Annotated in this window: 25 protein-coding genes; 22 read left to right on the top strand and 3 right to left on the bottom strand. The window is 61.1% G+C overall.

Annotation, left to right across the window (positions count from 1 at the left end; all coding sequences use genetic code 11):
* Positions 1–3 precede the first annotated feature (3 nt).
* From ACSQ9D_RS17450 to ACSQ9D_RS17440, 3 genes are read left to right on the top strand one after another with little or no spacing between them, the layout of a single operon-like run.
* Entirely contained in the window at positions 4–297 is a 294-nt protein-coding gene (locus tag ACSQ9D_RS17450) for a YciI-like protein (RefSeq protein ID WP_024316809.1), read from the top strand.
* A 2-nt stretch (positions 298–299) separates the two neighbouring features.
* Complete coding sequence (locus ACSQ9D_RS17445) at positions 300–731, top strand: EVE domain-containing protein (protein WP_436283227.1); 432 nt, start codon at positions 300–302, stop codon at positions 729–731.
* 7 nt (positions 732–738) lie between these two features.
* On the top strand, positions 739–1,386 hold the full coding sequence (locus tag ACSQ9D_RS17440; RefSeq protein WP_436283226.1) for a class I SAM-dependent methyltransferase: 648 nt from the start codon (positions 739–741) through the stop codon (positions 1,384–1,386).
* Here ACSQ9D_RS17440 and ACSQ9D_RS17435 read toward each other — a convergent pair.
* On the bottom strand, positions 1,376–1,900 hold the full coding sequence (locus tag ACSQ9D_RS17435; RefSeq protein ID WP_436283225.1) for a hypothetical protein: 525 nt from the start codon (positions 1,898–1,900) through the stop codon (positions 1,376–1,378). The genes ACSQ9D_RS17440 and ACSQ9D_RS17435 overlap by 11 nt on opposite strands.
* A gap of 312 nt (positions 1,901–2,212) precedes the next feature.
* On the opposite strand from ACSQ9D_RS17435, the gene sdhC reads away from it, so the two are divergent.
* The 17 genes from sdhC (at position 2,213) to ACSQ9D_RS17350 (ending at position 19,678) form a co-directional block, all read left to right on the top strand.
* The gene (gene sdhC, locus ACSQ9D_RS17430) at positions 2,213–2,608 is read left to right on the top strand and encodes a succinate dehydrogenase, cytochrome b556 subunit (protein ID WP_436283224.1); all 396 of its coding nucleotides are present in this window, start codon (positions 2,213–2,215) and stop codon (positions 2,606–2,608) included.
* A gap of 11 nt (positions 2,609–2,619) precedes the next feature.
* Positions 2,620–3,000 carry a succinate dehydrogenase, hydrophobic membrane anchor protein gene (gene sdhD, locus ACSQ9D_RS17425; RefSeq protein WP_024316814.1) on the top strand — a complete coding sequence of 127 codons (381 nt, stop codon included), beginning with the start codon at positions 2,620–2,622 and terminating at the stop codon, positions 2,998–3,000.
* Between the two features lie 7 nt (positions 3,001–3,007).
* A complete protein-coding gene (gene sdhA, locus ACSQ9D_RS17420) occupies positions 3,008–4,849 on the top strand; it encodes a succinate dehydrogenase flavoprotein subunit (RefSeq protein WP_436283223.1) in 1,842 nt (613 codons plus the stop codon).
* Positions 4,850–4,861: 12 nt separating this feature from the next.
* Complete coding sequence (locus ACSQ9D_RS17415) at positions 4,862–5,641, top strand: succinate dehydrogenase iron-sulfur subunit (protein ID WP_037116326.1); 780 nt, start codon at positions 4,862–4,864, stop codon at positions 5,639–5,641.
* 222 nt (positions 5,642–5,863) lie between these two features.
* Entirely contained in the window at positions 5,864–6,373 is a 510-nt protein-coding gene (locus ACSQ9D_RS17410) for a protease inhibitor Inh/omp19 family protein (protein ID WP_436283222.1), read from the top strand.
* A 48-nt stretch (positions 6,374–6,421) separates the two neighbouring features.
* The gene (gene zapE, locus ACSQ9D_RS17405) at positions 6,422–7,585 is read left to right on the top strand and encodes a cell division protein ZapE (protein WP_436283221.1); all 1,164 of its coding nucleotides are present in this window, start codon (positions 6,422–6,424) and stop codon (positions 7,583–7,585) included.
* 179 nt (positions 7,586–7,764) lie between these two features.
* The gene (gene mdh, locus ACSQ9D_RS17400) at positions 7,765–8,727 is read left to right on the top strand and encodes a malate dehydrogenase (protein ID WP_037116323.1); all 963 of its coding nucleotides are present in this window, start codon (positions 7,765–7,767) and stop codon (positions 8,725–8,727) included.
* Positions 8,728–8,767: 40 nt separating this feature from the next.
* Entirely contained in the window at positions 8,768–9,961 is a 1,194-nt protein-coding gene (sucC, locus tag ACSQ9D_RS17395) for an ADP-forming succinate--CoA ligase subunit beta (protein ID WP_436283220.1), read from the top strand.
* 20 nt (positions 9,962–9,981) lie between these two features.
* Positions 9,982–10,884: a succinate--CoA ligase subunit alpha gene (gene sucD / locus ACSQ9D_RS17390; protein WP_436283219.1), complete on the top strand. Its 903-nt coding sequence runs from the start codon at positions 9,982–9,984 to the stop codon at positions 10,882–10,884.
* A 161-nt stretch (positions 10,885–11,045) separates the two neighbouring features.
* Positions 11,046–14,030 carry a 2-oxoglutarate dehydrogenase E1 component gene (locus ACSQ9D_RS17385; protein WP_436283218.1) on the top strand — a complete coding sequence of 995 codons (2,985 nt, stop codon included), beginning with the start codon at positions 11,046–11,048 and terminating at the stop codon, positions 14,028–14,030.
* Between the two features lie 12 nt (positions 14,031–14,042).
* The gene (locus ACSQ9D_RS17380) at positions 14,043–14,360 is read left to right on the top strand and encodes a YciI family protein (protein ID WP_436283217.1); all 318 of its coding nucleotides are present in this window, start codon (positions 14,043–14,045) and stop codon (positions 14,358–14,360) included.
* Positions 14,361–14,389: 29 nt separating this feature from the next.
* A complete protein-coding gene (gene odhB, locus ACSQ9D_RS17375; protein WP_436283216.1) occupies positions 14,390–15,637 on the top strand; it encodes a 2-oxoglutarate dehydrogenase complex dihydrolipoyllysine-residue succinyltransferase in 1,248 nt (415 codons plus the stop codon).
* A 102-nt stretch (positions 15,638–15,739) separates the two neighbouring features.
* The gene (locus ACSQ9D_RS17370) at positions 15,740–16,240 is read left to right on the top strand and encodes a hypothetical protein (protein WP_436283868.1); all 501 of its coding nucleotides are present in this window, start codon (positions 15,740–15,742) and stop codon (positions 16,238–16,240) included.
* Positions 16,237–16,989: an SDR family oxidoreductase gene (locus ACSQ9D_RS17365; protein WP_436283215.1), complete on the top strand. Its 753-nt coding sequence runs from the start codon at positions 16,237–16,239 to the stop codon at positions 16,987–16,989. Before ACSQ9D_RS17370 ends, ACSQ9D_RS17365 begins: the two co-directional genes overlap by 4 nt.
* 20 nt (positions 16,990–17,009) lie before the next feature.
* Positions 17,010–17,648, top strand: coding sequence for a LysE family translocator (locus ACSQ9D_RS17360; protein WP_436283214.1), 639 nt, complete (start codon positions 17,010–17,012; stop codon positions 17,646–17,648).
* Positions 17,641–19,080: a dihydrolipoyl dehydrogenase gene (gene lpdA / locus ACSQ9D_RS17355; RefSeq protein WP_436283867.1), complete on the top strand. Its 1,440-nt coding sequence runs from the start codon at positions 17,641–17,643 to the stop codon at positions 19,078–19,080. Before ACSQ9D_RS17360 ends, lpdA begins: the two co-directional genes overlap by 8 nt.
* Positions 19,081–19,174: 94 nt before the next feature.
* Complete coding sequence (locus ACSQ9D_RS17350) at positions 19,175–19,678, top strand: cytochrome b (RefSeq protein WP_436283213.1); 504 nt, start codon at positions 19,175–19,177, stop codon at positions 19,676–19,678.
* Here the strand turns inward: ACSQ9D_RS17350 and ACSQ9D_RS17345 are convergent.
* Both ACSQ9D_RS17345 and ACSQ9D_RS17340 read right to left on the bottom strand, forming a co-directional pair.
* Positions 19,675–20,754, bottom strand: coding sequence for a TraB/GumN family protein (locus ACSQ9D_RS17345; RefSeq protein WP_436283212.1), 1,080 nt, complete (start codon positions 20,752–20,754; stop codon positions 19,675–19,677). The genes ACSQ9D_RS17350 and ACSQ9D_RS17345 overlap by 4 nt on opposite strands.
* A gap of 82 nt (positions 20,755–20,836) precedes the next feature.
* Positions 20,837–21,772: a tyrosine recombinase XerC gene (locus ACSQ9D_RS17340; protein WP_436283211.1), complete on the bottom strand. Its 936-nt coding sequence runs from the start codon at positions 21,770–21,772 to the stop codon at positions 20,837–20,839.
* 142 nt (positions 21,773–21,914) lie between these two features.
* Between ACSQ9D_RS17340 and ACSQ9D_RS17335 the strand changes: the two genes are divergently transcribed.
* Positions 21,915–22,862, top strand: coding sequence for a GNAT family N-acetyltransferase (locus ACSQ9D_RS17335; RefSeq protein ID WP_436283210.1), 948 nt, complete (start codon positions 21,915–21,917; stop codon positions 22,860–22,862).
* A gap of 21 nt (positions 22,863–22,883) precedes the next feature.
* Entirely contained in the window at positions 22,884–23,942 is a 1,059-nt protein-coding gene (locus ACSQ9D_RS17330) for an AAA family ATPase (protein WP_436283209.1), read from the top strand.
* Positions 23,943–23,957 lie beyond the last annotated feature (15 nt).

The following is a 23,957-nucleotide window of genomic DNA, read 5'->3' as shown; positions in this document are numbered from 1 at the left end:
GATATGCTCTTTGCTCTTCTCTGCAAGGACAAGCCCGATCATCTCAGTGTCCGCATGGAGGCCCGGCCCGCTCACGTGGAACATCTCAACAAGCTCAATGCTGAGGGCGTGTTGAAGATGGCCGGCCCGTTTCTCGACGGTGAGGGCAAGCCATGCGGCAGCCTCGTCATCATTCATGCCGATACGATCGAAGCGGCCAAGGCGCTGGCGGACAGCGACCCCTACACGAGGGCCGGGCTTTTTGAGAGCGTCGAGATCAAGCCCTTCAATTGGGTCTTCAACAATCCGGAGGCATGAGCGTGGCGCATTGGCTTTACAAATCAGAACCGGCTTCCTGGTCCTGGGAGCAGCAAAAGGCGGCCGGCGAGAAGGGCACCGAGTGGACGGGTGTCCGCAACTATCTCGCCCGCAACAACATGCGGGCGATGCAGCTTGGCGACAAGGGCTTCTTCTATCACTCAAACGAAGGTCTCGAGATCGTGGGCATCGTCGAGGTGTGTGCCTTGTCGCATCCGGACTCGACCGCCAAAGGCGATGACCGCTGGGATTGCGTTGACATTCGTGCCGTCTGCGACATTCCCAAACCGGTTTCGCTGAAGGACATCAAGGCCAACGAGAGGTTTGCCAAGATGTCGCTCGTCACCTCCATGCGGCTTTCGGTCCAGCCGGTGACTGACGATGAGTATCTGGAGATTTGCCGGCTAGGTGGCCTCGATAGTCCGCCGCGTTGAGACGCCGTTGAAAACCGATCCCGAGATCTTTATCCGCGCCAACACCAGCGAGATGGCGCCGCCGCATGTGCCGGAAATTCGATTGCATCTAGCAGACGAAGCGCATGAGTTGTGGCTGAAGACGGAAGAGGAGCTTGCGGAGATCGGTCTCCCGCCACCCTTCTGGGCCTTCGCCTGGGCGGGTGGTCAGGGGCTGGCGCGCTACATACTTGATCATCCGCACATCGTTGCCGGCAAGCGCGTTCTCGACTTCGCCACAGGTTCTGGCTTGGTGGCGATTGCGGCAAAGATCGCGGGAGCGGCCAAGGTCGTTGCCGCCGACATCGACCCGTGGGCCGAAACCGCGGTACGGCTGAACGCCGGCCTGAACCAGGTCGAAGTCGATTTTACCGGTGCTGATCTGATCGGCGACAAGGTCGAGGCGGATATTTTGCTCGCGGGCGACGTCTTCTACGACAGCGATTTTGCGGGAGCGATCGTTCCATGGTTCGAGACGCTCAGCCGTCGGGGTATCGCAGTCCTCGTTGGGGATCCGGGACGCGCGTATCTTCCCAAGAAGCGCTTGGAATTCTGCGCAGTCTATGAGGTTCCCGTTACCCGGGCATTGGAAGACAGCGAGGTGAAGAAAACGACCGTTTGGCGCCTCATGGCCTGATAACGCAGACGCCAGCCTCGTATGAACAGCTGCTGCTCTTGGCGGTGACGTTGATCACCTTAGCCATTGGCGCGAGGTTGGTGGTTTGCTGCGGGGCAGGCAAGCCATAGCCGCTGCTGGCGACATAGGTCCCACCGTCGGCATCATAGACGTATGACGATCCCGAATAGGTGCCGCTGACCCCTCCACCCGGCTGCGGCTGAACCAAGATGATGACGTTGCGTCCGCCATAGCCGCTATAACTATTGTAGCCACGATACGGCCATGAGGCGCGCTTGATCAGAGGCGCGCGACCGGGACGATGGCCGAACCGGCCGTATCCATCTGAGAAGCGGACGCGTCCATCATTCCATCCACGAAAGGGTCGGCCGACGATCGTGGGTGCGTGATGCCTCATGAATTTCGTGCCACCGTGGCGAGAGAACGAATTCTTGCCGAAATCGCCTGCTGAGGTCGGCAGCGCGATCAGGGCCGCAGCCGCGAGAGAAACGAGCATGGATATTGCCTTCAGCATCGCGCGGATCTCCGGAAATGAGATGGTTAACAAAGCGTTAACCGCAAAATGCGCCAAAAGCTGCCGCTTGTCCAGAAGACGTCTGGCCATGCTGCCTGCGCAGCGGAGCCGCCGCGCCGTCAAGCGCAGTTCACGCCACCCAGAGACGCAAATCGATTAAATTAAATTGGGGGTGCAATTATACTTGTCGTTAGGGGCTTCCGTGATTAAACGTCGCCATTGATGCGACGCACACAAACAAATTTGTCATTCGTGTGGTTGCCTTGAATGCTCCGAAATCCGGGAGCGCAGAGAAGACGCCGCGAGGTTCTGATGGCGAATGTCACAAATAACCGGCCCCTGTCGCCGCATTTGCAAATTTACAAACCAATCCCCACCATGGTTATGTCGATCGTCCACCGTATTACTGGTGGCGCACTTTATGTCGGCACGCTGCTGGTCGCCTGGTGGCTGATCGGGGCTGCAACCGGCCAGGGCTATTATGATTGGGTCAACTGGATACTCGGCAGCATCGTCGGCAAGCTCGTGTTGCTCGGCTATACTTGGGCGCTGCTGCACCACATGGTCGGCGGCTTCCGTCACTTCGTCTGGGATCTCGGCTACGGTCTCGATAAGGAAGTCTCGACCAAGATGGCCCAGGCTTCCATCGTCGTATCGCTCTGTCTGACCGTGCTGGTCTGGGTGATCGGCTTCCTCATTCGCTTCTGAAGGTTGTTCTCATGGATATGCGCACCCCTCTGGGTAAGGTTCGCGGCCTTGGCTCGGCCAAGGAAGGAACCGATCATTTCTGGCGCCAGCGCGTCACTGCGGTTGCCAATGTGCCGCTCTTTCTCTTCTTTATCATTTTCATGATCGTTCACGCTGGCGAGCCTTACGCGGACGTGGTTCACGCGCTGTCGAGCCCGTTTGTTGCAGTCGTCATGGGCCTGATGGTCATTTCCGGCACCATTCATATGCGTCTCGGCATGCAGGTGATCATCGAGGACTACGTGCATGGCGAATTCGCCAAGCTCGCGCTGCTGATGCTGAACACCTTCTTTTCGATCCTGATGGCGGGGTTCTGTCTCTTCGCCATTCTGAAAATTGCATTCGTAGGATAACCGTATCATGGCACCGACTTCACCCGCTCAGAATGGGAAGGCCTACAAATATGTCGATCACTCATACGATGTGATCGTCGTCGGCGCCGGTGGCGCCGGCCTTCGCGCCACGCTCGGCATGGCCGAGCAGGGTTTCCGCACGGCCTGCATCACCAAGGTATTCCCGACCCGCTCGCACACGGTCGCCGCCCAGGGCGGGATTGCCGCCTCGCTGCAGAACATGACGCCTGACAGCTGGCAGTGGCATCTCTACGACACCGTCAAGGGCTCCGACTGGCTCGGCGACGTCGACGCCATGCAGTATCTCACCATGGAAGCGCCGAAGGCGGTCTATGAGTTGGAGCACTACGGCGTTCCCTTCTCGCGCAATGAGGAAGGCAAGATCTATCAGCGGCCGTTCGGCGGCCACATGCAGAACTTCGGCGAAGGCCCGCCGGTGCAGCGCACCTGCGCCGTTGCCGACCGTACCGGCCACGCCATCCTGCACACGCTCTACGGCCAGTCGCTGCGCAACAACGCGGAATTCTTCATCGAGTATTTCGCGCTCGACCTGATCATGTCGGAAGACGGCAGCCGCTGCACCGGCGTCGTCGCCTGGTGCCTCGACGACGGCACGATCCATCGCTTCGCCGCCAAGATGGTGGTGCTGGCGACCGGCGGTTACGGCCGCGCCTATTTCTCGGCAACGTCTGCCCATACCTGCACCGGCGACGGCGGCGGCATGGTGGCCCGTGCCGGCCTGCCGCTGCAGGACATGGAGTTCGTGCAGTTCCACCCGACCGGCATCTATGGTTCGGGCTGTCTCATCACCGAAGGCGCGCGCGGCGAAGGCGGTTACCTCGTGAATTCCGAAGGTGAACGCTTCATGGAACGCTATGCGCCTTCGGCCAAGGACCTTGCCTCGCGCGACGTCGTCTCGCGCTGCATGACCTTGGAGATCCGTGAAGGCCGCGGTGTCGGCAAGGCCAAGGACCATATCTTCCTGCATCTCGACCATCTCGATCCGGCCGTTCTGCACGAGCGCCTCCCGGGGATTTCCGAGAGCGCCAAGATCTTCGCCGGTGTCGACGTCACCCGCGAGCCGATCCCGGTCCTGCCGACGGTCCATTACAACATGGGCGGTATTCCGACCAACTACTGGGGCGAAGTGCTGAATGCCGACAGCGCCAATCCGGAACGCATCATCCCCGGCCTGATGGCCGTGGGCGAAGCCGGCTGCGCCTCGGTGCATGGCGCCAACCGTCTCGGCTCCAACTCGCTGATCGACCTCGTGGTCTTTGGCCGCGCCGCGGCAATCCGCGCCGGCGAGGTGATAGACCGTGCGGCACCGGTGCCGCATCTGAACGTGGCCGCCTGCGACAAGATCATGGATCGCTTCGACGGCCTCCGTCACGCCAGCGGCGGCACACCGACAGCCGTGCTGCGCGAGAAGATGCAGCGCGCCATGCAGGAAGACGCTGCCGTGTTCCGCACGCAGGAATCGCTGGAATCGGGCTGCAAGCGCATCTCGGCCATCTGGCAGGAAATGCGTGATATCAAGGTCACCGACCGCTCGATGATCTGGAATTCCGACCTCGTGGAAACGCTCGAGCTGCAGAACCTGATGGCCAACGCCATCACCACGATCTATGGCGCCGAGGCCCGCAAGGAAAGCCGCGGCTCCCACGCACGCGAAGACTTTACGGAAGGCGCATTCGCCGGCCGCGACGACGTCAACTGGCGCAAGCATACGCTCGCCTGGGTCAATGACGCCGGCGACGTCAAGCTCGACTACCGCCCGGTTCACACCGAGCTCATCGCAGAGGGCATCGATCCCAAGAAGATCGCGCCCAAGGCTCGCGTGTATTAAGAGGAACTGGACATGGTTGAACTCGCTCTTCCCAAGAATTCCCAGATGCGCGAAGGCAAGGTGTGGCCGAAGCCGGCGGGTGCGAAGAACACCCGCGAATTCCGCGTCTACCGCTGGAGCCCGGATGACGGCCAGAACCCGTCGATCGACACCTTCTACATCGATGTCGACGATTGCGGCCCGATGGTGCTCGACGGCCTGCTCTACATCAAGAACAAGATCGACCCGACGCTGACGCTACGCCGTTCCTGTCGCGAGGGCATCTGCGGTTCCTGCGCGATGAACATCGACGGCACGAACACGCTGGCCTGCACCAAGGGCCTCGACGACATCAAGGGCGCGGTAAAGATCTATCCGTTGCCGCATCTGCCTGTCGTCAAGGACCTGGTTCCCGACCTGACCAACTTCTACGCCCAGCACCGCTCGATCGAGCCGTGGCTGAAGACAGTTTCGCCGGCGCCGGCAAAGGAGTGGAAGCAGAGCCACGAGGAACGCCAGAAGCTCGACGGCCTTTACGAGTGCATTCTCTGCGCCTGCTGCTCGACCTCCTGTCCGAGCTACTGGTGGAACGGTGACCGTTACCTCGGCCCAGCCGTTCTCTTGCAGGCTTACCGCTGGCTGATCGACTCCCGAGACGAAGCGACCGGCGAGCGCCTCGACAACCTCGAGGACCCGTTCCGCCTCTATCGTTGCCATACGATCATGAATTGCGCGCAGACCTGCCCGAAGGGTCTGAACCCTGCCAAGGCAATCGCCGAAATCAAGAAGATGATGGTCGAGCGTCGCGTCTGATCGTCCAGCAAGGGGGCCGCAGATGCGGCCCTTTTCTTTATCCGATCACGAAACCTTGATTTGCCCGGGATTGCGCCAAATTTGTCTCGGGTTTACGGCGTTGCTCCCACATCGACACAATTTCTCCTCGCGCTGGCTTGATTCAATACAGCCTTTCAAGATAATTCCGCCGTGATTGAGCGGCAGCTTCAGGACAATACTGGAAAAATCAGGAGTATCATGATGCAGTTCAGACATATGGCGACAGGTCTCGTGGTTATTCTGTCGTTAGCTGGCTGCCAGCGCACCGCATATAATGATGCAAGCTATTCTGCCCCGGCGCCGCTGACAGCGCAGCCGGTTCCCTCGGTTCAGGGCGGGCAGCTTCCGCCGCCTTCCGGCTCTTCGCAGTTCCCCGCTGCCCCGACGACCACGGCGCCCGTCGCCGGTGGTCAGCCCGGCGCGATGGCTGCGAATGCGATGGATGTCACCAAGGAATCGATGGTCGGCAGCTGGCGCGTCAACGGGTCCTGCGACATGTTCCTGACGCTTACCAATCTCGGCAGCGGCTCGCGCGGCGGTACGCGCGGCTGCGTCGGCGAACTGACGGCGATGGGCTCCTGGGAAGTCACGGGCAAGCAGGTCATCCTGAAGGACCGCAGCGGCAACCAGATCGGCAGCGTCTACAAGACTGCCGACAACGCCTTTAGCGGCCAGACCAATACCGGGCAGGCGATCAGCCTCAGCCGTTAAAAGATTGGGCGGCGAAGGCCGCCGATCCTGCATAGGCGGACCTCCTTTATGCAACCCATGCCAGACTACACGCTTAGCGTCAGCGAGCAGTTGAAGTCGCTGACGGCTTCGGGCGCGCTTCAAATCGATTCAGCCCAGATGCATGTTGCGAAATGCCTGGATCGGGTGCTGTCGGGGTTGAAGCAGCGGCGGCCGGCGGCAAAGGCGAGCGCTCTCGGCTGGTTGTTCGCCAACAAGAAGAAGCCGTCGGAATCGGTCAAGGGGCTCTACATTCACGGCAGCGTCGGCCGCGGCAAGACGATGCTGATGGACATGTTCTTCGCAATGGCACCCTGCGCGAAGAAGCGGCGCGCGCATTTCCATGAATTCATGACCGATGTGCACAACCGGATCGCGGCGCACCGACTGAAGCTCAAGCAGGGCGAGACCAAGCAGGCCGATCCTATTCCGGTCGTCGCTGCTGCGCTCTACGACGAAGCCGAACTGCTTTGCTTCGATGAGTTCACCGTGACTGACATCGCTGACGCGATGATCCTGTCGCGGCTTTTCTCCGAACTTTTCCGGCGCGGATGCCTGCTGGTCGCGACCTCGAATGTCGAGCCGGACAATCTCTACAAGGACGGCCTCAATCGAAGCCTGTTCCTGCCGTTTGTCGATCTTCTGAAGCAGCGCGTCGAGATCGCGACCCTCGACTCGCCGACCGACTACCGGATGGAGAAGCTCGACAGTCAGCCGGTCTATCTGACGCCGCTCGATGACCGGACCGACATGGCGATGGATGCATCCTGGATGCAGGCACTGCATGGCCGCAGGGCACAGCCGCTGGAGATTCCGATGAGGGGTCGGTCGATCCATGTGCCGCTGGCAGTCGATCGCCTGGCGCGCTTCTCATTTGCCGATCTCTGCGAAAGGCCGTTGGGCGCGGCCGACTTTCTCGCCGTTGCCGAACGCTTTGACGCCATCTTCGTCGACCATGTGCCATTGCTGGGGCCTGATAAGAGAAACCAGATCAAGCGCTTCATCATTCTGATCGATACGCTTTACGATCACGCGGTGCGGCTCTATGTGTCCGCTGCAGCGATGCCTGAAAATTTGTTGACACAAGCGCGTGGTACCGAAGGTTTCGAATTCGACCGCACTGTCTCGCGCCTTTTCGAAATGCGCAGTGCCGAGTATCTCGCATTGCACCACGAGCGGCGGGCTGCCGAGTAACGATTTGCTGGCAAATTATCTTACGTTTACGTAAGAATTTTATGATCTAAACGATTGAAATTCCTCGCTCAAAAATAATCGTTTGCCATTTTTTGGCTTTGGGGCTATGCGATGGCGGCATTGGGCGATGCCCCTCCGCGCGTCGCCTGACGAATTTTGATCGCAAAGGAAACAGCGAAATGGCGCGTAACAAGATCGCACTCATTGGTTCTGGCATGATTGGTGGCACGCTGGCGCATCTCGCCGGCCTGAAGGAACTGGGTGACATCGTTCTCTTCGATATCGCCGACGGTATTCCGCAGGGTAAGGGCCTCGACATTGCTCAGTCCTCTCCGGTCGAGGGCTTTGACGCCAACCTGACAGGCGCCAGCGACTATTCCGCGATCGAAGGCGCGGACGTCTGCATCGTCACTGCCGGCGTCGCCCGCAAGCCGGGCATGAGCCGCGACGATCTTCTCGGCATCAACCTCAAGGTCATGGAACAGGTCGGCGCCGGCATCAAGAAGTACGCCCCGAACGCTTTCGTCATCTGCATCACCAATCCGCTCGACGCGATGGTCTGGGCGCTGCAGAAGTTCTCCGGCCTCCCGGCCAACAAGGTCGTCGGCATGGCCGGCGTGCTTGACAGCTCGCGGTTCCGTCTGTTCCTTTCCAAGGAATTCAACGTTTCCGTACAGGACGTCACCGCCTTCGTTCTCGGCGGCCACGGCGACACGATGGTGCCGCTGGCTCGCTACTCTACGGTAGCGGGCATCCCGCTTACTGACCTTGTGACCATGGGCTGGGTCACCAAGGAGCGCCTCGAAGAGATCATCCAGCGCACCCGTGACGGCGGCGCCGAAATCGTCGGCCTGCTGAAGACCGGCTCAGCCTACTACGCACCCGCTGCCTCGGCGATCGAAATGGCTGAATCCTACCTCAAGGACAAGAAGCGCGTTCTGCCCTGCGCAGCACAGCTGACCGGCCAGTACGGCGTCAAGGACATGTATGTCGGCGTTCCCACGGTCATTGGAGCCGGCGGCGTCGAGCGCATCATCGAGATCGACCTCAACAAGGCCGAGAAGGAAGCCTTCGACAAGTCTGTCGGCGCTGTCGCCGGCCTATGCGAAGCCTGCATCAACATTGCGCCTGCGCTCAAGTAATCAGACCGCGCGCTGACGTCATCCAAACAGGAATAGACCCATGAATATTCATGAATATCAGGCCAAGGCTCTGCTGAAGGGCTATGGCGCGCCGGTCGCGCAAGGTGTGGCGATCCTCAAGGTCGAGGAGGCCGAAGCTGCCGCCAAGTCGCTCCCCGGCCCGCTCTACGTGGTCAAGAGCCAGATCCACGCCGGCGGCCGCGGCAAGGGCAAGTTCAAGGAACTCGGCCCTGACGCGAAGGGTGGCGTTCGCCTCGCCAAGTCGATCGAGGAAGTCGTTTCCCATGCCAGGGAAATGCTCGGTAACACGCTGGTAACGGCGCAGACGGGTGAAGCCGGCAAGCAGGTCAACCGCCTCTACATCGAAGACGGTGCCGACATCGCCCGCGAGCTCTATTGCTCGCTGCTGGTCGATCGCTCCGTCGGCCGTGTTGCCTTCGTCGTCTCGACGGAAGGCGGCATGGACATCGAGGCCGTCGCGCACGACACGCCCGAAAAGATCCACACGATTGCGATCGATCCTGAAGCCGGTGTCACCGCCGCCGATGTTGCCGCGATCGCCAAGGCGCTGCAGCTCGATGGCGCTGCCGCAGAAGACGCCAAGTCGCTGTTCCCGGCGCTCTACAAGGCCTTCGGCGAAAAGGATATGGCTCTCCTCGAGGTCAATCCACTGATCGTGATGAAGGACGGCCACCTGCGCGTCCTCGACGCCAAGATGTCGTTCGACGGCAACGCGATTTTCCGGCACGACGACGTCAAGGCGCTGCGCGACGAGACGGAAGAAGACGCCAAGGAAATTGAGGCCTCGAAGTGGGACCTCGCCTATGTGGCGCTCGACGGCAACATCGGCTGCATGGTCAACGGTGCCGGCCTCGCCATGGCGACGATGGACATCATCAAGCTCTACGGCAAGGAGCCGGCGAACTTCTGTGACGTCGGCGGCGGCGCCGGCAAGGACAAGGTCGCTGCGGCCTTCAAGATCATCACGGCGGACCCGAAGGTCGAAGGCATTCTCGTCAACATCTTCGGCGGCATCATGAAGTGCGATGTCATCGCTGAAGGCGTCGTCGCGGCTGTGCAGGAAGTCGGCCTGAAGGTTCCTCTCGTCGTGCGCCTCGAAGGCACCAATGTCGAGCTTGGCAAGAAGATCCTGAACGAGTCGGGTCTCGCGATCACGGCAGCTGACGACTTGGACGATGCGGCCAAGAAGATCGTCGCGGCGATCAACGCCTAATTTTGAAGGACCGGAAATAAATGTCCATTCTCGTCAATAAAGACACAAAGGTCCTCGTTCAGGGCCTGACCGGCAAGACCGGCACCTTCCATACCGAACAGGCGCTTGCCTACTACGGCACGCAGATGGTCGGCGGTATCCACCCGAAGAAGGGTGGCGAAACCTGGACGGGCTCGAAGGGCGAAAGCCTGCCGATCTTCGCAACCGTTGCCGAAGGCAAGGAAAAGACCGGCGCCGACGCGACCGTGATCTACGTTCCGCCGGCAGGCGCAGCTGACGCGATCATCGAAGCGATCGACGCCGAGATCCCGTTCATCACCTGCATCACCGAAGGCATCCCTGTTATGGACATGGTGCGCGTCAAGGCTCGCCTCGACCGCTCCAAGTCACGCCTGCTCGGACCGAACTGCCCGGGCATCCTGACGCCGGAAGAGTGCAAGATCGGCATCATGCCGGGCTCGATCTTCCGCAAGGGTTCGGTCGGTATCGTTTCCCGCTCGGGCACGCTGACCTACGAAGCCGTGTTCCAGACCTCGAACGAAGGCCTCGGCCAGACGACGGCTGTCGGCATTGGCGGCGATCCGGTCAAGGGCACCGAGTTCATCGACGTCTTGGAAATGTTCCTCGCTGACGAAGCCACCCAGTCGATCATCATGATCGGCGAAATCGGCGGCGCGGCAGAAGAAGACGCCGCACAGTTCCTCAAGGACGAAGCCAAGAAGGGCCGCAAGAAGCCGATGGCCGGCTTCATCGCTGGTCGTACGGCACCGAAGGGCCGCACGATGGGTCATGCCGGTGCCGTCGTTTCCGGTGGCAAGGGTGACGCAGAATCGAAGATCGCGGCGATGGAATCGGCCGGCATCCGCGTCTCGCCGTCGCCGGCCCGCCTTGGTAAGACGCTGGTTGAAGTCCTCAAGGGCTAATCCAATCTATACCCCGGGCACCGGTTCTCACCGTCTGCCCGGGTCTCGACTTCGAAATGGAATGAGCCGCGGACAGGCGGCTAACGACAGATGCGGCAAGCCGGTCGAGTATCCGGCGGAATCACAAGTCAGGAGGCGGACGAAAGCGTCCGCGTAAAACCATGGCACGGCAAGAAGCCAACGAGCAGTTTCAGATTACCTCGTTCCTGGATGGCGCCAATGCTGCGTATATCGAGCAGCTCTATGCGCGCTATGAGGAAGACCCGAACTCGGTCGGCGAGGAATGGCGGTCTTTCTTCAAGGCGCTGGAAGACAATCCGGAAGATGTGAAGAAGGCGGCCAAGGGTGCATCCTGGCGCAAGAAGGATTGGCCGCTGCAGCCCAAGAGCGACCTCGTTTCGGCGCTCGATGGCGACTGGGGTACCGTTGAGAAGATCATCGAGACCAAGGTCAAGGGCAAGGCGGAAGCCGCCGGCAAGCCGACCGATGGCGCCGACATCCTGCAGGCGACGCGCGACTCCGTTCGCGCCATCATGATGATCCGCGCCTACCGAATGCGCGGTCACCTGCACGCCAAGCTCGACCCGCTCGGTATCGCGGCACCCGTCGAAGACTACAAGGAACTGTCGCCCGAAGCTTACGGTTTCACCGAGGCCGACTATTCCCGCAGGATCTTCATCGACAACGTTCTCGGCCTCGAATACGCCACCTTGCCCGAGATGATCGAGATCCTCGAGCGCACCTACTGCTCGACCCTCGGCGTCGAATTCATGCACATCTCCAATCCGGAAGAAAAAGCCTGGATCCAGGAACGCATCGAAGGTCCGGACAAGGGTGTTGCCTTCACCCCGGAAGGCAAGAAGGCCATTCTCGCCAAGCTGGTCGAAGCCGAAGGCTATGAGCAGTTCCTAGATGTGAAGTTCAAGGGTACCAAGCGTTTCGGTCTCGATGGCGGTGAATCGCTCATCCCGGCGCTGGAGCAGATCCTGAAGCGCGGCGGTCACCTCGGCCTTCGCGAAGCCGTGTTCGGCATGGCCCACCGCGGCCGCCTGAACGTCCTTTCCCAGGTCATGGGCAAGCCGCATCGCGCGATCTTCCACGAGTTCAAGGGCGGCTCTTACGCGCCTGACGAGGTCGAGGGTTCGGGCGACGTCAAGTACCATCTCGGTGCCTCTTCCGACCGCGAGTTCGACGGCAACAAGGTCCACGTATCACTGACGGCCAACCCGTCGCACCTTGAGATCGTCGACCCTGTCGTCATGGGCAAGGCGCGCGCCAAGCAGGACATGGGCGCCACCGTCTGGGACGGCGATACCATTCCGCTTTCCGAGCGCGCGAAGGTTCTGCCGCTGCTCATCCATGGTGACGCGGCGTTTGCTGGCCAGGGCGTGATTGCCGAAATCCTCGGCCTGTCGGGCCTGCGCGGTCACCGCGTTGCCGGCACGATGCACGTCATCATCAACAACCAGATCGGCTTCACCACCAATCCGGCCTTCTCACGCTCGTCGCCTTATCCGTCCGACGTCGCCAAGATGATCGAAGCGCCGATCCTGCATGTGAACGGTGACGACCCGGAAGCCGTTGTCTACGCAGCCAAGATCGCAATGGAATTTCGCATGAAGTTCCACAAGCCTGTCGTCCTCGACATGTTCTGCTACCGTCGCTACGGCCACAACGAAGGCGACGAACCGTCCTTCACGCAGCCGAAGATGTACAAGGTCATTCGCGCCCACAAGACCGTCCTGCAGATCTATGCGGATCGTCTCGTTGCCGAGGGCCTGCTGACCGACGGCGACGTCGAGAAGATGAAGGCCGACTGGCGCGTGCATCTCGAGCAGGAATTCGACGCCGGCCAGAGCTACAAGCCAAACAAGGCCGACTGGCTGGATGGCGAGTGGTCGGGCCTGCGCACGGCTGACAACGCCGACGAACAGCGCCGCGGCAAGACCGCCGTACCAATGAAGACACTCAAGGATATCGGCCGCAAGCTTTCGGAAATTCCGGAAGGCTTCCGTGCCCATCGCACGATCCAGCGCTTCATGGAAAACCGCGCCAACATGATCCAGACGGGCGAGAACCTCGACTGGGCGATGGCAGAAGCGCTTGCCTTCGGTTCGCTGGTGGTCGAAGGCCACAAGATCCGTCTCTCCGGTCAGGATTGCGAACGCGGCACGTTTTCGCAGCGTCATTCGGTTCTCTACGATCAGGAGACGGAAGAGCGCTTTATCCCGCTTGCGAACCTGTCGTCCAACCAGGCCCGCTACGAAGTCATCAACTCGATGCTCTCGGAAGAAGCGGTGCTCGGCTTCGAATACGGCTATTCGCTGGCTCGCCCGAACGCGCTGACCCTTTGGGAAGCCCAGTTCGGTGATTTCGCCAACGGCGCGCAGGTCGTCTTCGACCAGTTCGTCTCCTCGGGCGAACGCAAGTGGCTGCGCATGTCGGGTCTCGTCTGCCTGCTGCCGCATGGCTACGAAGGGCAGGGTCCTGAGCACTCCTCGGCCCGCCTCGAACGCTTCCTGCAGCTCTGCGCTGAAGACAACATGCAGGTCGCCAACGTCACGACGCCGGCGAATTACTTCCACATCCTGCGCCGTCAGCTGAAGCGCGACTTCCGCAAGCCGCTCGTGCTGATGACGCCGAAGTCCCTGCTGCGTCACAAGCGGGCTGTTTCCAGCCTTGCGGAACTCGCCGGCGAATCCTCCTTCCATCGTTTGCTCTGGGACGATGCGGAGGTCATCAAGGACGGGCCGATCAAGCTGCAGAAGGACAACAAGATCCGCCGCGTCGTCATGTGCACCGGCAAGGTCTATTACGACCTTCTGGAAGAGCGCGAAAAGCGCGGCATCGACGACATCTACCTGCTGCGCGTCGAACAACTCTATCCGTTCCCGGCAAAGGCGCTCATCAACGAGCTCTCGCGCTTCCGGAACGCCGAGATGGTCTGGTGCCAGGAAGAGCCGAAGAACATGGGCGCATGGTCGTTCATCGACCCGTATCTGGAGTGGGTTCTCGCCCATATCGATGCGAAGTACCAGCGCGTCCGTTACACCGGCCGCCCAGCTGCCGCTTCGCCGGCAACGGGTCTGATGTCCAAGCATCTGTCGCAGCTCGCCGCATTCCTCGAGGATGCGCTGGGCGGCTAAGGGATCGGGGCGATGGCATATTTCTTCTTCAGACTTGTGCCGCCTCGCCCCCGGTTTCCGCATGACGCGACCGGGGAGGAAATGGCCGCGATGAAGCACCATGTCGCCTATTGGCACCGCAACGCAGAAGTCGGATCGGCCATTGCCGTCGGTCCCGTCTTCGAAGGCGAGGGAGCCTGGGGCATGGCACTCGTTTCGGCGCAGGATCAGCAGGCGGCGCAGGCGCTCGCCGATGCCGATCCGATCATCCAGTCCGGTCACGGCTTTCGCTTTGACATATTGCCAATGCCCTCGATCATTCTCCGGCCGTCTGCGGCCGGAAACGAATAAACGAACACAAGCAAATCAGGATTTGAACAATGGCCACAGAAATCCGCGTTCCAACTCTCGGTGAATCCGTCAGCGAGGCAACCGTCGGCACCTGGTTCAAGAAGGTTGGCGACGCCATCAAGGCCGACGAAGCCATTCTCGAGCTTGAAACCGATAAGGTGACCATCGAAGTGCCGGCGCCGGCTTCGGGTACGCTGTCTGAAATCGTTGCGCAGGCCGGCGAAACCGTCGGTCTCGGTGCGTTGCTGGGCCAGATCGCCGCAGGCGCTGGTGCTGCCGCTGCTCCGGCTGCTGCTGCTCCCGCGAAGGTTGCCGAGCTCGCAGCCGCTGCACCGGCACCCGTTGCTGCTGCCGCTGCGGCTGCGTCCGTATCCGCCATGCCGCCGGCACCGGCTGCCGCCAAGATGCTTGCCGAGAACAACCTGTCGGCCGATCAGGTCGACGGCAGCGGCAAGCGCGGCCAGGTGCTGAAGGGCGATGTGATCGCCGCTGTTGCCAAGGGCATCTCCGCCCCGGCTGCCGCTGCTGCCCCTGCCGTGCCGGCTGCTGCCCGCGGTCCGTCAACCGTCGAGGATGCGGCCCGCGAAGAGCGCGTGAAGATGACGCGCCTGCGCCAGACGATCGCCAAGCGCCTGAAAGACGCCCAGAACACCGCTGCCATGCTCACCACCTATAACGAGGTGGACATGAAGGCGGTCATGGATCTGCGCGCCAAGTACAAGGACGTCTTCGAAAAGAAGCATGGCGTGAAGCTCGGCTTCATGGGCTTCTTCACCAAGGCCATCACCCACGCGCTGAAGGAACTTCCGGCTGTCAACGCCGAGATTGACGGCACTGACATCATCTACAAGAACTTCTGCCACATCGGCATGGCCGTCGGCACGGACAAGGGTCTCGTCGTCCCTGTTATCCGCGACGCCGACCAGATGTCGATCGCCGAAGTCGAAAAGGAACTTGCGCGTCTGGCAAAGGCTGCTCGCGACGGTTCGCTGTCAATGGCAGACATGCAGGGCGGCACCTTCACCATCACCAACGGCGGTGTATACGGTTCGCTGATGTCCTCGCCGATCCTCAACGCTCCGCAGTCCGGTATCCTCGGCATGCACAAGATCCAGGACCGTCCCGTCGTCGTCGGCGGCCAGATCGTCATCCGTCCGATGATGTATCTCGCGCTCTCCTACGACCATCGCATCGTCGACGGCAAGGAAGCCGTGACCTTCCTCGTCCGCGTCAAGGAAAGCCTGGAAGATCCGGAGCGCCTGGTTCTCGATCTCTAAGCAATCGACTGGGCCGCGTGAGCGGCCCTTTCCACCTCAGCGGGGCGCGCGATGTCGCTGGCAATCTCCACAGGGCGTATGACCATGATACCTCTCCTTGCCATGGGCAGGGTCGGGGCGTCGCTCGCGTATTTGCTGGCGCTGCAAGCGGCCGCTGCCGGCGCTCCGAACTGCAGGCAGGCGAGCGCCGTCTATGCCGACCGGGATGGCGCCTACGAACTGCGTTTCACGCCGATCAATTCGGAAGCGGCGGCTGCCAGCAACAGGTTCATGCTGAAAGTGCTGAAGACCTCGATCGAACTCGATGGCTATGTCATGCCCTCGGACGATCCGGAGCGTGCCGTCGGTATCCTGATGTTCAAATGCCCCGGCGGTGACGTGACAGGCGCGGATCTGGACGCCTGCACGATCTGGCAGGGCACGATCTACGGCGCGAATGCCAAGGGCGAGATCGACAACCTTCAGCCGGAAGCGGCGGTCGCGGCCGACAGCGTCTTTATGCCGGGTCTCGGTCCGGCGATCCGCCAATCGCAGATCTGGGGCAACGACAAGGCTAAGGTTGCGCCGTGGGATGTCCTGGCATTCAAGGAGTGCGCGAAATGACACAACGACCGGTTCTTCTCGTCACCGGCGGCAGCCGGGGTATCGGCGCTGCGGTTTGCCGCCTCGCTGCCCGGCAGGGCTGGAACGTGGCGGTGAACTATGCCGCGAACCGTACGGCTGCCGATGCGATCGCCTCGGAGGTCAAGGCAGTGGGCGGCGACGCGATCGCGATCAAGGGTGATGTCGGCAGCGCGAAGGATATCGTTTCGATGTTCCAGGCGGTCGACAAGCATTTCGGGCGGCTCGATGGGCTGGTCAACAACGCCGGTATCGTCGATGCGCAGCAGCGCGTCGATGAGATGAGCGTCGAGCGCCTTGAGCGGATGATGCGGATCAACGTGACCGGCTCGATTCTCTGCGCGGCCGAAGCCGTTCGGCGGATGTCGTCGAGGCACGGCGGCAAGGGCGGGGCGATCGTCAACATGTCGTCGATGGCAGCGGTTCTGGGTTCGGCATCGCAATATGTCGACTACGCCGCGTCCAAGGCCGCCATCGATACCTTCACCATCGGTCTGTCTCGAGAAGTGGCGAACGAGGGCGTGCGTGTGAACGCCATCCGTCCCGGCGTCATCGATACCGATATTCATGCATCCGGCGGCCTGCCGAACCGCGCGCGTGACCTGGCGCCGAGCATCCCGATGCAGAGGCCCGGCACGGCGGCGGAAATTGCCGATGCGGTCCTCTACCTTCTCTCGCCGACGGCTTCCTATATAACGGGCGCCATACTCAATGTAAGCGGCGGCCGTTAGGACGCGGAGACCATATCGCCATGCAATACTTCTTCGAATTTTTGGGCCTGATGGCCGTCTTTTCGATCTTCATCGTCGTACCGGGCGCCGACTTCGCCGTCATCCTGCGTCAGAGCATCGTGCATGGCCGCCGGGCTGCCATGATGACCGGCCTCGGCATGGGCTTCTCGCTGCTCTTCCACATCAGCTACACCATCCTAGGTCTCGGCCTCATCGTCTCAAAATCGCTGATGATGTTTGCAATGATCAAGTGGGCGGGCGTCGCCTATCTCGTCTACCTCGGCATCAAGTCGTTCCGCGAGCCGGGCTTCAAGGTGAACGAGATCGAAATTTCCGATGAGGATCGTAAGCCGATCTCGGCACTCAAGTGCCTCGGCATGGGCTTCATCACCAATGCGCTCAATCCGAAACCCGTCCTGTTCTTCCTGTCGCTGTTTTCGACGCTGGTGCATCACGACACCCCGGCGCTCATCCAGTTTAGCTACGGGATCGGCATGGCAACGGCGCTCGTCGCCTGGTTTGCGGGCGTTTCCACCTTCTTCACCGTCAAGCCCATTCGCGACCGCTTCATCGCAAGCGGCAAATGGTTCAACCGCATCACCGGCGCCGCATTGGTCGGATTCGGTTTCCGCCTCGCGCTCGCCCGCGCGGCTGACTAAGCAAATAGCGAAAAGGAAAAGAATAATGTCCTATGATGTAATCGTTATCGGAACCGGCCCTGGCGGCTACGTCGCTGCCATCAAGGCCGCGCAGCTCGGCCTCAAGGTCGCTGTCGTGGAAAAGCGTGCAACGTTCGGTGGCACCTGCCTGAACGTCGGCTGCATCCCGTCCAAGGCGCTGCTGCATGCCTCCGAAATGTTCCATCAGGCTGGCCACGGCATGGACGCGCTCGGCATCGAAGTCGCTGCGCCGAAGCTGAACCTTGAAAAGATGCTGGCGCACAAGGATGCGACGGTGAAGTCGAACGTCGATGGCGTTGCCTTCCTCTTCAAGAAGAACAAGATCGATGCCTTCCAGGGCGCCGGCAAGATTGTGTCGGCAGGCAAGGTTTCCGTGGCCGGCGAAGACGGTAAGGTGCAAGAAATCGAAGGCAAGAACATCGTCATCGCCACCGGCTCCGACGTCGCCGGCATTCCGGGCGTGAAGGTGGATATCGACGAGAAGGTGATCATCTCCTCGACGGGCGCGATCGCGCTCGAGAAGGTGCCGGAGACAATGATCGTCGTCGGCGGTGGCGTCATCGGCCTCGAGCTCGGCTCCGTCTGGTCGCGTCTCGGTGCCAAGGTCACCGTCGTCGAATATCTCGATACGATTCTCGGCGGCATGGATGGCGAAGTCTCCAAGCAATTCCAGCGGATGCTCGTCAAGCAGGGCATCGCCATCAACCTGAGCTCGAAGGTGACTGGCGTCGAGAAGGGCGGCAAGGGTGCCAAGGTGACCTTCGAGCCAATCAAGGGCGGCGATGCGCAGACACTCGAAGCCGAGGTCGTTCTGATCGCGACCGGCCGCACCCCTTACACGGCCGGCCTTGGTCTGGAAGAAGCAGGCGTAAAGCTCGATAACCGTGGCCGCGTCGAAATCGACGGTCACTTCCGCACCAACGTTGCCGGCATCTACGCGATCGGCGACGTGGTGAAGGGGCCGATGCTGGCCCACAAGGCCGAAGACGAAGGCGTTGCGCTGGCAGAAATCCTCGCCGGCCAGCATGGCCATGTGAACTATGACGTCATCCCGAGCGTCGTCTACACGCAGCCGGAAGTCGCCTCCGTCGGCAAGACCGAGGAAGAGCTGAAAGCTGCAGGCATCGCCTACAAGGTGGGGAAGTTCCCCTTCACAGCGAACGGTCGCGCGCGCGCCATGTTGGCGACCGACGGTTTCGTGAAGATCCTCTCCGACAAGGAAACCGACCGTGTCCTGGGCGGTCATATCGTCGGTTTCGGAGCCGGCGAGATGATCCACGAGATTGCCGTCCTCATGGAATTCGGCGGTTCCGCAGAAGATCTTGGCCGCACCTGCCATGCTCACCCGACCATGTCGGAAGCGGTGAAGGAAGCCGCTCTTTCCGCGTTCTTCAAGCCGATCCACATGTAATATTAAATTTCGGCAATATGCGATCGGCCGCTTGTTCCCGGACAGGCGGCCGTTTTACTTTCGAATGATTCTAAAATCATTCCAGAGGAAGCCTATGCAGTCCACACCTGTCGATGCCTACAGCCTGCCGCAGCGCCTGCTTCACTGGGGGGTGGCTCTGCTCATCTTCTTTAATCTGCTGTTTCCTGATGGTATGAACGAATGGCATCGGGCGATGCGTCGCGGCGCCATTGCGTCCGCCGACCAGGTCTCGGCGGCCAATATTCACGCCTATGCCGGCATCGCCATATTGGCACTTGCGATCGTTCGCGTGTGTCTGCGTCTCGTAAAGGGTGCGCCGCCGGTGGTCAGCCAGGAACCGGCAATTTTCCGCCTTGTGGCAAAGGTCGTCCATGTCGGCCTGTATGCGTTCATCTTCGCGATGCCAGTGACCGGGATTGCCGCCTATTACTTCGGGGTCGATCCGGCGGGATCGCTGCACGCCGACGTGCTGAAGGTTATCCTGTGGGCCTTGATCGCGGCGCATGTTGCCGGGGCCCTCGTCCACCAATTCTACTGGAAGAGCAACGTTCTTCGACGGATGACGATTGGGCGCTAGTTCACGGCCGTCAGCGTAAAACCCTGCTTGCGTAGCAGCTCGATGACGCCGCCCTCGCCGGGAAGATGGAGCGCACCGACGGCCATGAAGACGTTGCCGTTGGCAAGGATCGGGGCTGCTCGCTCGGCCATCACCTTGTTGCGGTCGAGGATGATGCGCTGCTCGAAGGCGGCATAATCGCTGTCCTCGTCCTTGCCGTCGGGCGAGACGGTCTTCAGCATCGGAATGGTCATGCCGATATCGCCGGAGAGATAAAGATCGGTCATCGTTTCCACGACATCGTTCATCTTCGATCCCAAAGCCAGCGTTTCAATCAGCGACTTCATGTGGAATTCGGTCGGCAGCTCGGCCATCGCCTGCAACTGCTCGGCGAGCGTTTCCAAGCCTTTGACCTGCTTGCCCTCGGCAACGGCGTCGGCGGCAATCTTCTGGTCGAGGAACTGTACGCCCTTTGCCTTGCGGGCCATTTCGCAGCCGGGCAGGGCAACGACGCTCGATATCATCCAGGGGCGCATGCGCGAGACCGCGGCAAGCGGGATTCCGCGCTGCTTCAGTCCTTCTTCCAGGCGGATGTAGTCTTCGTGGGATAGAAGCTTTTCAATCGTCGTCCCGTCGGTGAACATCATCAGCTCGGGCTTCATCAATAGGGCGGCGGATGCCTTTTTCTCGTCGAGGATCTCGTCTGATTCGATCACGATGGTGTCGGCAGCATCGTGGGCTGCCTGCGTGCGTGGCGGAAGCTGCAGCACACGCGGATCGGTGACATGCATGCTGCCGAGCAACCAGGATGGTTTCACCCCCGGCTTTTCGATCGTCCAGAAAATGCCCTTGCCGTTTGGCACGGCGTCCGCTTCCTTGACCGCCTCGGCGTAGCGCGCCGGGTCGCTCTGCTTCAGATCGGTCAGGATATTGCGGCCGGTGCAGGCGTCGTCATCTGCAGCCGCTGCCGGCGAGACTGAGAACAGAACTGCGATCAGCGTTGCCGCAAGCAGCATATGAAATGCAGCGATCAGCCAGAGCAGGAGATTGCCCGGCGATGCGATGTGCAGGCTGCGGTGGCCGATGGAAATCGTCATCATGGTGTTCCGGTCACTATGGATCGCTAAGCTCTACGCTTGGCGTGCGGATATTCCTTTAAGAGAAGCTGTTAACAAAAGATTACGCCCGCGGATGGGCACGGTCGTAAACTTCAAGCAAACGTGAGGAATCCACACCTGTGTAGACCTGGGTGGTCGAGAGACTGGCATGGCCGAGGAGTTCCTGGATGGTTCTGAGATCGCCGCCGCCGGCCAGCAGGTGGGTCGCGAAGGAGTGTCGCAGGGCGTGCGGCGTCGCCGTCTCCGGCAGCCCAAAGGCACTTCGCATCTTCTGCATGGTACGCTGAATGATCGCCGCCTGCAGCTTGCCGCTGCGCGCGCCGCGAAAAAGAGGCTGCTCGCCTTCGAGATGGTATGGACAAAGAGACCGATATTTCTCGACCGCCTCGAAGACCACGGTGAGCAGCGGCACGAGGCGGGTCTTGTTGCCCTTGCCGGTGATGCGCAGCGTTGCCGCGCCGCGGTTGAAATCATCAGGTATCAGGTCGAGTGCTTCGGAAATGCGCAGGCCGCAGCCGTAGAGCAAGGCAAAAACGGCGGCATCGCGCGCCGCAATCCAGGGTTCCTCGTGCAGTTGCGCCTCGTTGCTGACGACTGTGATGGCTTGCCTGTCGGAAAGTGGCTTCGGCAGCGACTTCGGTTGCTTTGGCGAGCGGATCGCACCGGCGCCGGCGGCATTCACCAGCCCCTTCTTTTCGAGGTAACGCAGCAGTGAGCGTAGCCCGGCAAGATTGCGGCCAAGCGAGCGCGCTCCCGATCCCTCCTTGCGGCGCGCCGCGAGAAATGCGCGGAAGTCCGCAGGCCGCAGCGCGTGAATATCTTTCAGCGTCGCGGGACCGCCGAGATGACCGGTCAGGAAGGACAGGAACTGGCGGGTGTCGCGCTCATAGGCATCCAGCGTGTGCTCCGAAAGGCGACGCTCGTTTGCCAGGCTGTCGAGCCAGGCGGTGCGTTCCGCCATCAGGCGCGGGTCGGCGATGATCAGGAGTTCGTTCACGTGTCTGGCCCTTGAATTTGCCAATCCGGCTGCCAATTCTGAAGGACCGATAGTTATGGAATTGCTAATACCGCCCAAGTGGTTGTCATGGTTCCATCATATTCATCGACGTAACTGGTTTCCCAACGACGCAGGATCTTTTATGCCACGGCGCCATCCCACGACCGCTTTCGGACAATTCGCGGAAGCGATTGCCCTCGTCTCCCATGGCAAGCCGGGACATATTGTTGACACGTTGATCGCCGAGCGCGGACAGAGAATCGTCAAGCACCCGCTCTGGCCGATTATGCGGCCCTTTCTCCACATGCTCCTGCGCTACCACAGGGCCATCAGCTTCGCCAACGACGTCGCGAACATGCCCGGCTTTCAGTGCTTCGAGTATATGAGCAACCTGTTGAAGCTCGAGATCAATGTCAGGCATGGCGAACGCGTTCCTGATACCGGCGGCTTCATCCTCGTCAGCAACCATCCGACCGGCATTGCCGACGGGGTGGCCGTCTTCGATCTCTTGAAGAGCAAGCGGCCCGACATCATGGTGTTTGCCAACCGCGATGCCATACGCGTCAATCCGCGCTTCGCCGAGGTCATCATTCCGGTCGAATGGCGTGAGGAGTATAAAAGCAAGCTCAAGACCCGCGAGACGCTGCAGATCACCAACCGTGCGGTCAGGGAAGGCAAGGCAACTGTGCTTTTTCCGTCCGGGCGCATTGCCTATTGGGCGAATGGCCGGCTGAACGAGCGTCCCTGGAAAACCTCCGCCGTTGGTCTTGCCCGCAAGTACAATCTCCCGATCCTGCCGGTGCATATGACGGCGCGGAATTCCGGCCTTTTCTACTGGCTCGCAAAGTGGTCGACGGAGCTCAGGGACATGACCGTTTTTCACGAGCTTTTGAACAAGCGGGGTGACCGCTTCGACTTCGTGGTCGGCAATCTGATCCCGGTGGAAAATCTCGAGGGCGATATCAACGAGGTAACCAAGGCATTGGAAGACCATACGGTGCGCGCCCTCGACATGGATGACGACGCGCAATTCGTGCCGCTGGTCCCGCCAGCGGAGCCGGAACTGGCCAGTGCCCATTCAATTCCCTGATCCGATCGGCTAAAGCGAGCCATGCTGCTCCGTTCGATGTTTGCCCAGAACTACCGATCCCTGCGATCGATCCGCATGGATCTGTCGGGCATCAACCTCTTCATCGGCGAGAACGGGGTCGGGAAATCCAATCTCTACCGGGCGCTGCAGCTCATTCAGGCGGCAACGCGCGGGCGGCTGGCCCATGAGATCGCGGCCGAAGGCGGGATGTTCTCGGCGCTGTGGTCCGGTCCGCGCCGGGACGGTGAGAGGTCGTTCCGGATCCGCCTGGAAACCGAGCTTCTGGACGAGGAAAGGGCGATCACCTTCCGCTATCGCGTCGAGGCCGGTTTGCGACCGGTGACGATGATGAAGCGCGCTGGCCCCGCCATCGCCGTTCGGGGGCCGAATGGCCGGATGCAAGATTACCCGGAGCAGGCGCTGCCCTCGGAAACGGCAATCGCGCTTCTTGGCGATGCAGGGCACTATCCCGAGATTGGAACGTTTCGCCGCGCGATCGATGGGTGGCGTTTCTTTCACGGTTTCCGGACGGATCGGCTCTCACAGCTGCGCGCGCCCTGCCTTGCCGTGACGGCGCCGCTGTTGGACGAGGACGGTAACAATATCGCCGCGGTCTTTGCAACGCTGGTCCATACGCGCGAGGACACTGTCGACCTCGATCGGGCGATCGTCGCGGCCCTCGGCGGTGCGCGGCTCGTCGTGCCGCTGCCTGAAGAGACGGCGCAGTTCGGCCTTTCCTTCCCGGAGTTTCCGAACCGGGTGTTTCAGCCGCGCGAACTGTCGGACGGACAGGTTCGTTTCCTCGGCCTAGCCGCGGCGCTGATGTCCTATCGTCTGCCGCCGCTGATTGCGCTGAACGAACCGGAGGCAAGCCTGCATCCGGATATGCTGCCGCCGCTGGCCGACATGATCGCGGACGCGGCGCAAAGCAGCCAGATCTGGATCGTCACCCATTCCGAACCGTTGGCGGCGGCCGTGCGCGAGCGGTGCGGTGCACGCGCACGCCATGTCGTGCGGCAGGACGGCGCCACCTGGATCGAGGGCATGCGGCTCACCGGCGTCATCGACGAGGACGAGTAAGTCGGTGCGGAGGGT

Source organism: Rhizobium sp. LjRoot258 (genome assembly GCF_964254185.1).
Taxonomy (GTDB): domain Bacteria; phylum Pseudomonadota; class Alphaproteobacteria; order Rhizobiales; family Rhizobiaceae; genus Rhizobium.
The sequence above is the reverse complement of the archived record's forward strand: the minus strand, read 5'-3'. Positions and strand labels throughout refer to the sequence as shown.

Coding starts and splice junctions, on each gene's coding strand:
- sdhC (WP_436283224.1), top strand. CDS start 2,213: ATGGCGAATGTCACAAATAACCGGCCCCTGTCGCCGCATTTGCAAATT.
- sucD (WP_436283219.1), top strand. CDS start 9,982: ATGTCCATTCTCGTCAATAAAGACACAAAGGTCCTCGTTCAGGGCCTG.
- odhB (WP_436283216.1), top strand. CDS start 14,390: ATGGCCACAGAAATCCGCGTTCCAACTCTCGGTGAATCCGTCAGCGAG.
- ACSQ9D_RS17360 (WP_436283214.1), top strand. CDS start 17,010: ATGCAATACTTCTTCGAATTTTTGGGCCTGATGGCCGTCTTTTCGATC.
- ACSQ9D_RS17380 (WP_436283217.1), top strand. CDS start 14,043: ATGGCATATTTCTTCTTCAGACTTGTGCCGCCTCGCCCCCGGTTTCCG.
- ACSQ9D_RS17345 (WP_436283212.1), bottom strand. CDS start 20,754: ATGACGATTTCCATCGGCCACCGCAGCCTGCACATCGCATCGCCGGGC.
- ACSQ9D_RS17350 (WP_436283213.1), top strand. CDS start 19,175: ATGCAGTCCACACCTGTCGATGCCTACAGCCTGCCGCAGCGCCTGCTT.
- ACSQ9D_RS17365 (WP_436283215.1), top strand. CDS start 16,237: ATGACACAACGACCGGTTCTTCTCGTCACCGGCGGCAGCCGGGGTATC.
- ACSQ9D_RS17385 (WP_436283218.1), top strand. CDS start 11,046: ATGGCACGGCAAGAAGCCAACGAGCAGTTTCAGATTACCTCGTTCCTG.
- ACSQ9D_RS17410 (WP_436283222.1), top strand. CDS start 5,864: ATGCAGTTCAGACATATGGCGACAGGTCTCGTGGTTATTCTGTCGTTA.
- ACSQ9D_RS17330 (WP_436283209.1), top strand. CDS start 22,884: ATGCTGCTCCGTTCGATGTTTGCCCAGAACTACCGATCCCTGCGATCG.
- sdhA (WP_436283223.1), top strand. CDS start 3,008: ATGGCACCGACTTCACCCGCTCAGAATGGGAAGGCCTACAAATATGTC.
- mdh (WP_037116323.1), top strand. CDS start 7,765: ATGGCGCGTAACAAGATCGCACTCATTGGTTCTGGCATGATTGGTGGC.
- ACSQ9D_RS17450 (WP_024316809.1), top strand. CDS start 4: ATGCTCTTTGCTCTTCTCTGCAAGGACAAGCCCGATCATCTCAGTGTC.
- ACSQ9D_RS17415 (WP_037116326.1), top strand. CDS start 4,862: ATGGTTGAACTCGCTCTTCCCAAGAATTCCCAGATGCGCGAAGGCAAG.
- ACSQ9D_RS17335 (WP_436283210.1), top strand. CDS start 21,915: ATGCCACGGCGCCATCCCACGACCGCTTTCGGACAATTCGCGGAAGCG.
- zapE (WP_436283221.1), top strand. CDS start 6,422: ATGCAACCCATGCCAGACTACACGCTTAGCGTCAGCGAGCAGTTGAAG.
- sdhD (WP_024316814.1), top strand. CDS start 2,620: ATGGATATGCGCACCCCTCTGGGTAAGGTTCGCGGCCTTGGCTCGGCC.
- ACSQ9D_RS17370 (WP_436283868.1), top strand. CDS start 15,740: ATGGGCAGGGTCGGGGCGTCGCTCGCGTATTTGCTGGCGCTGCAAGCG.
- sucC (WP_436283220.1), top strand. CDS start 8,768: ATGAATATTCATGAATATCAGGCCAAGGCTCTGCTGAAGGGCTATGGC.
- ACSQ9D_RS17435 (WP_436283225.1), bottom strand. CDS start 1,900: ATGCTGAAGGCAATATCCATGCTCGTTTCTCTCGCGGCTGCGGCCCTG.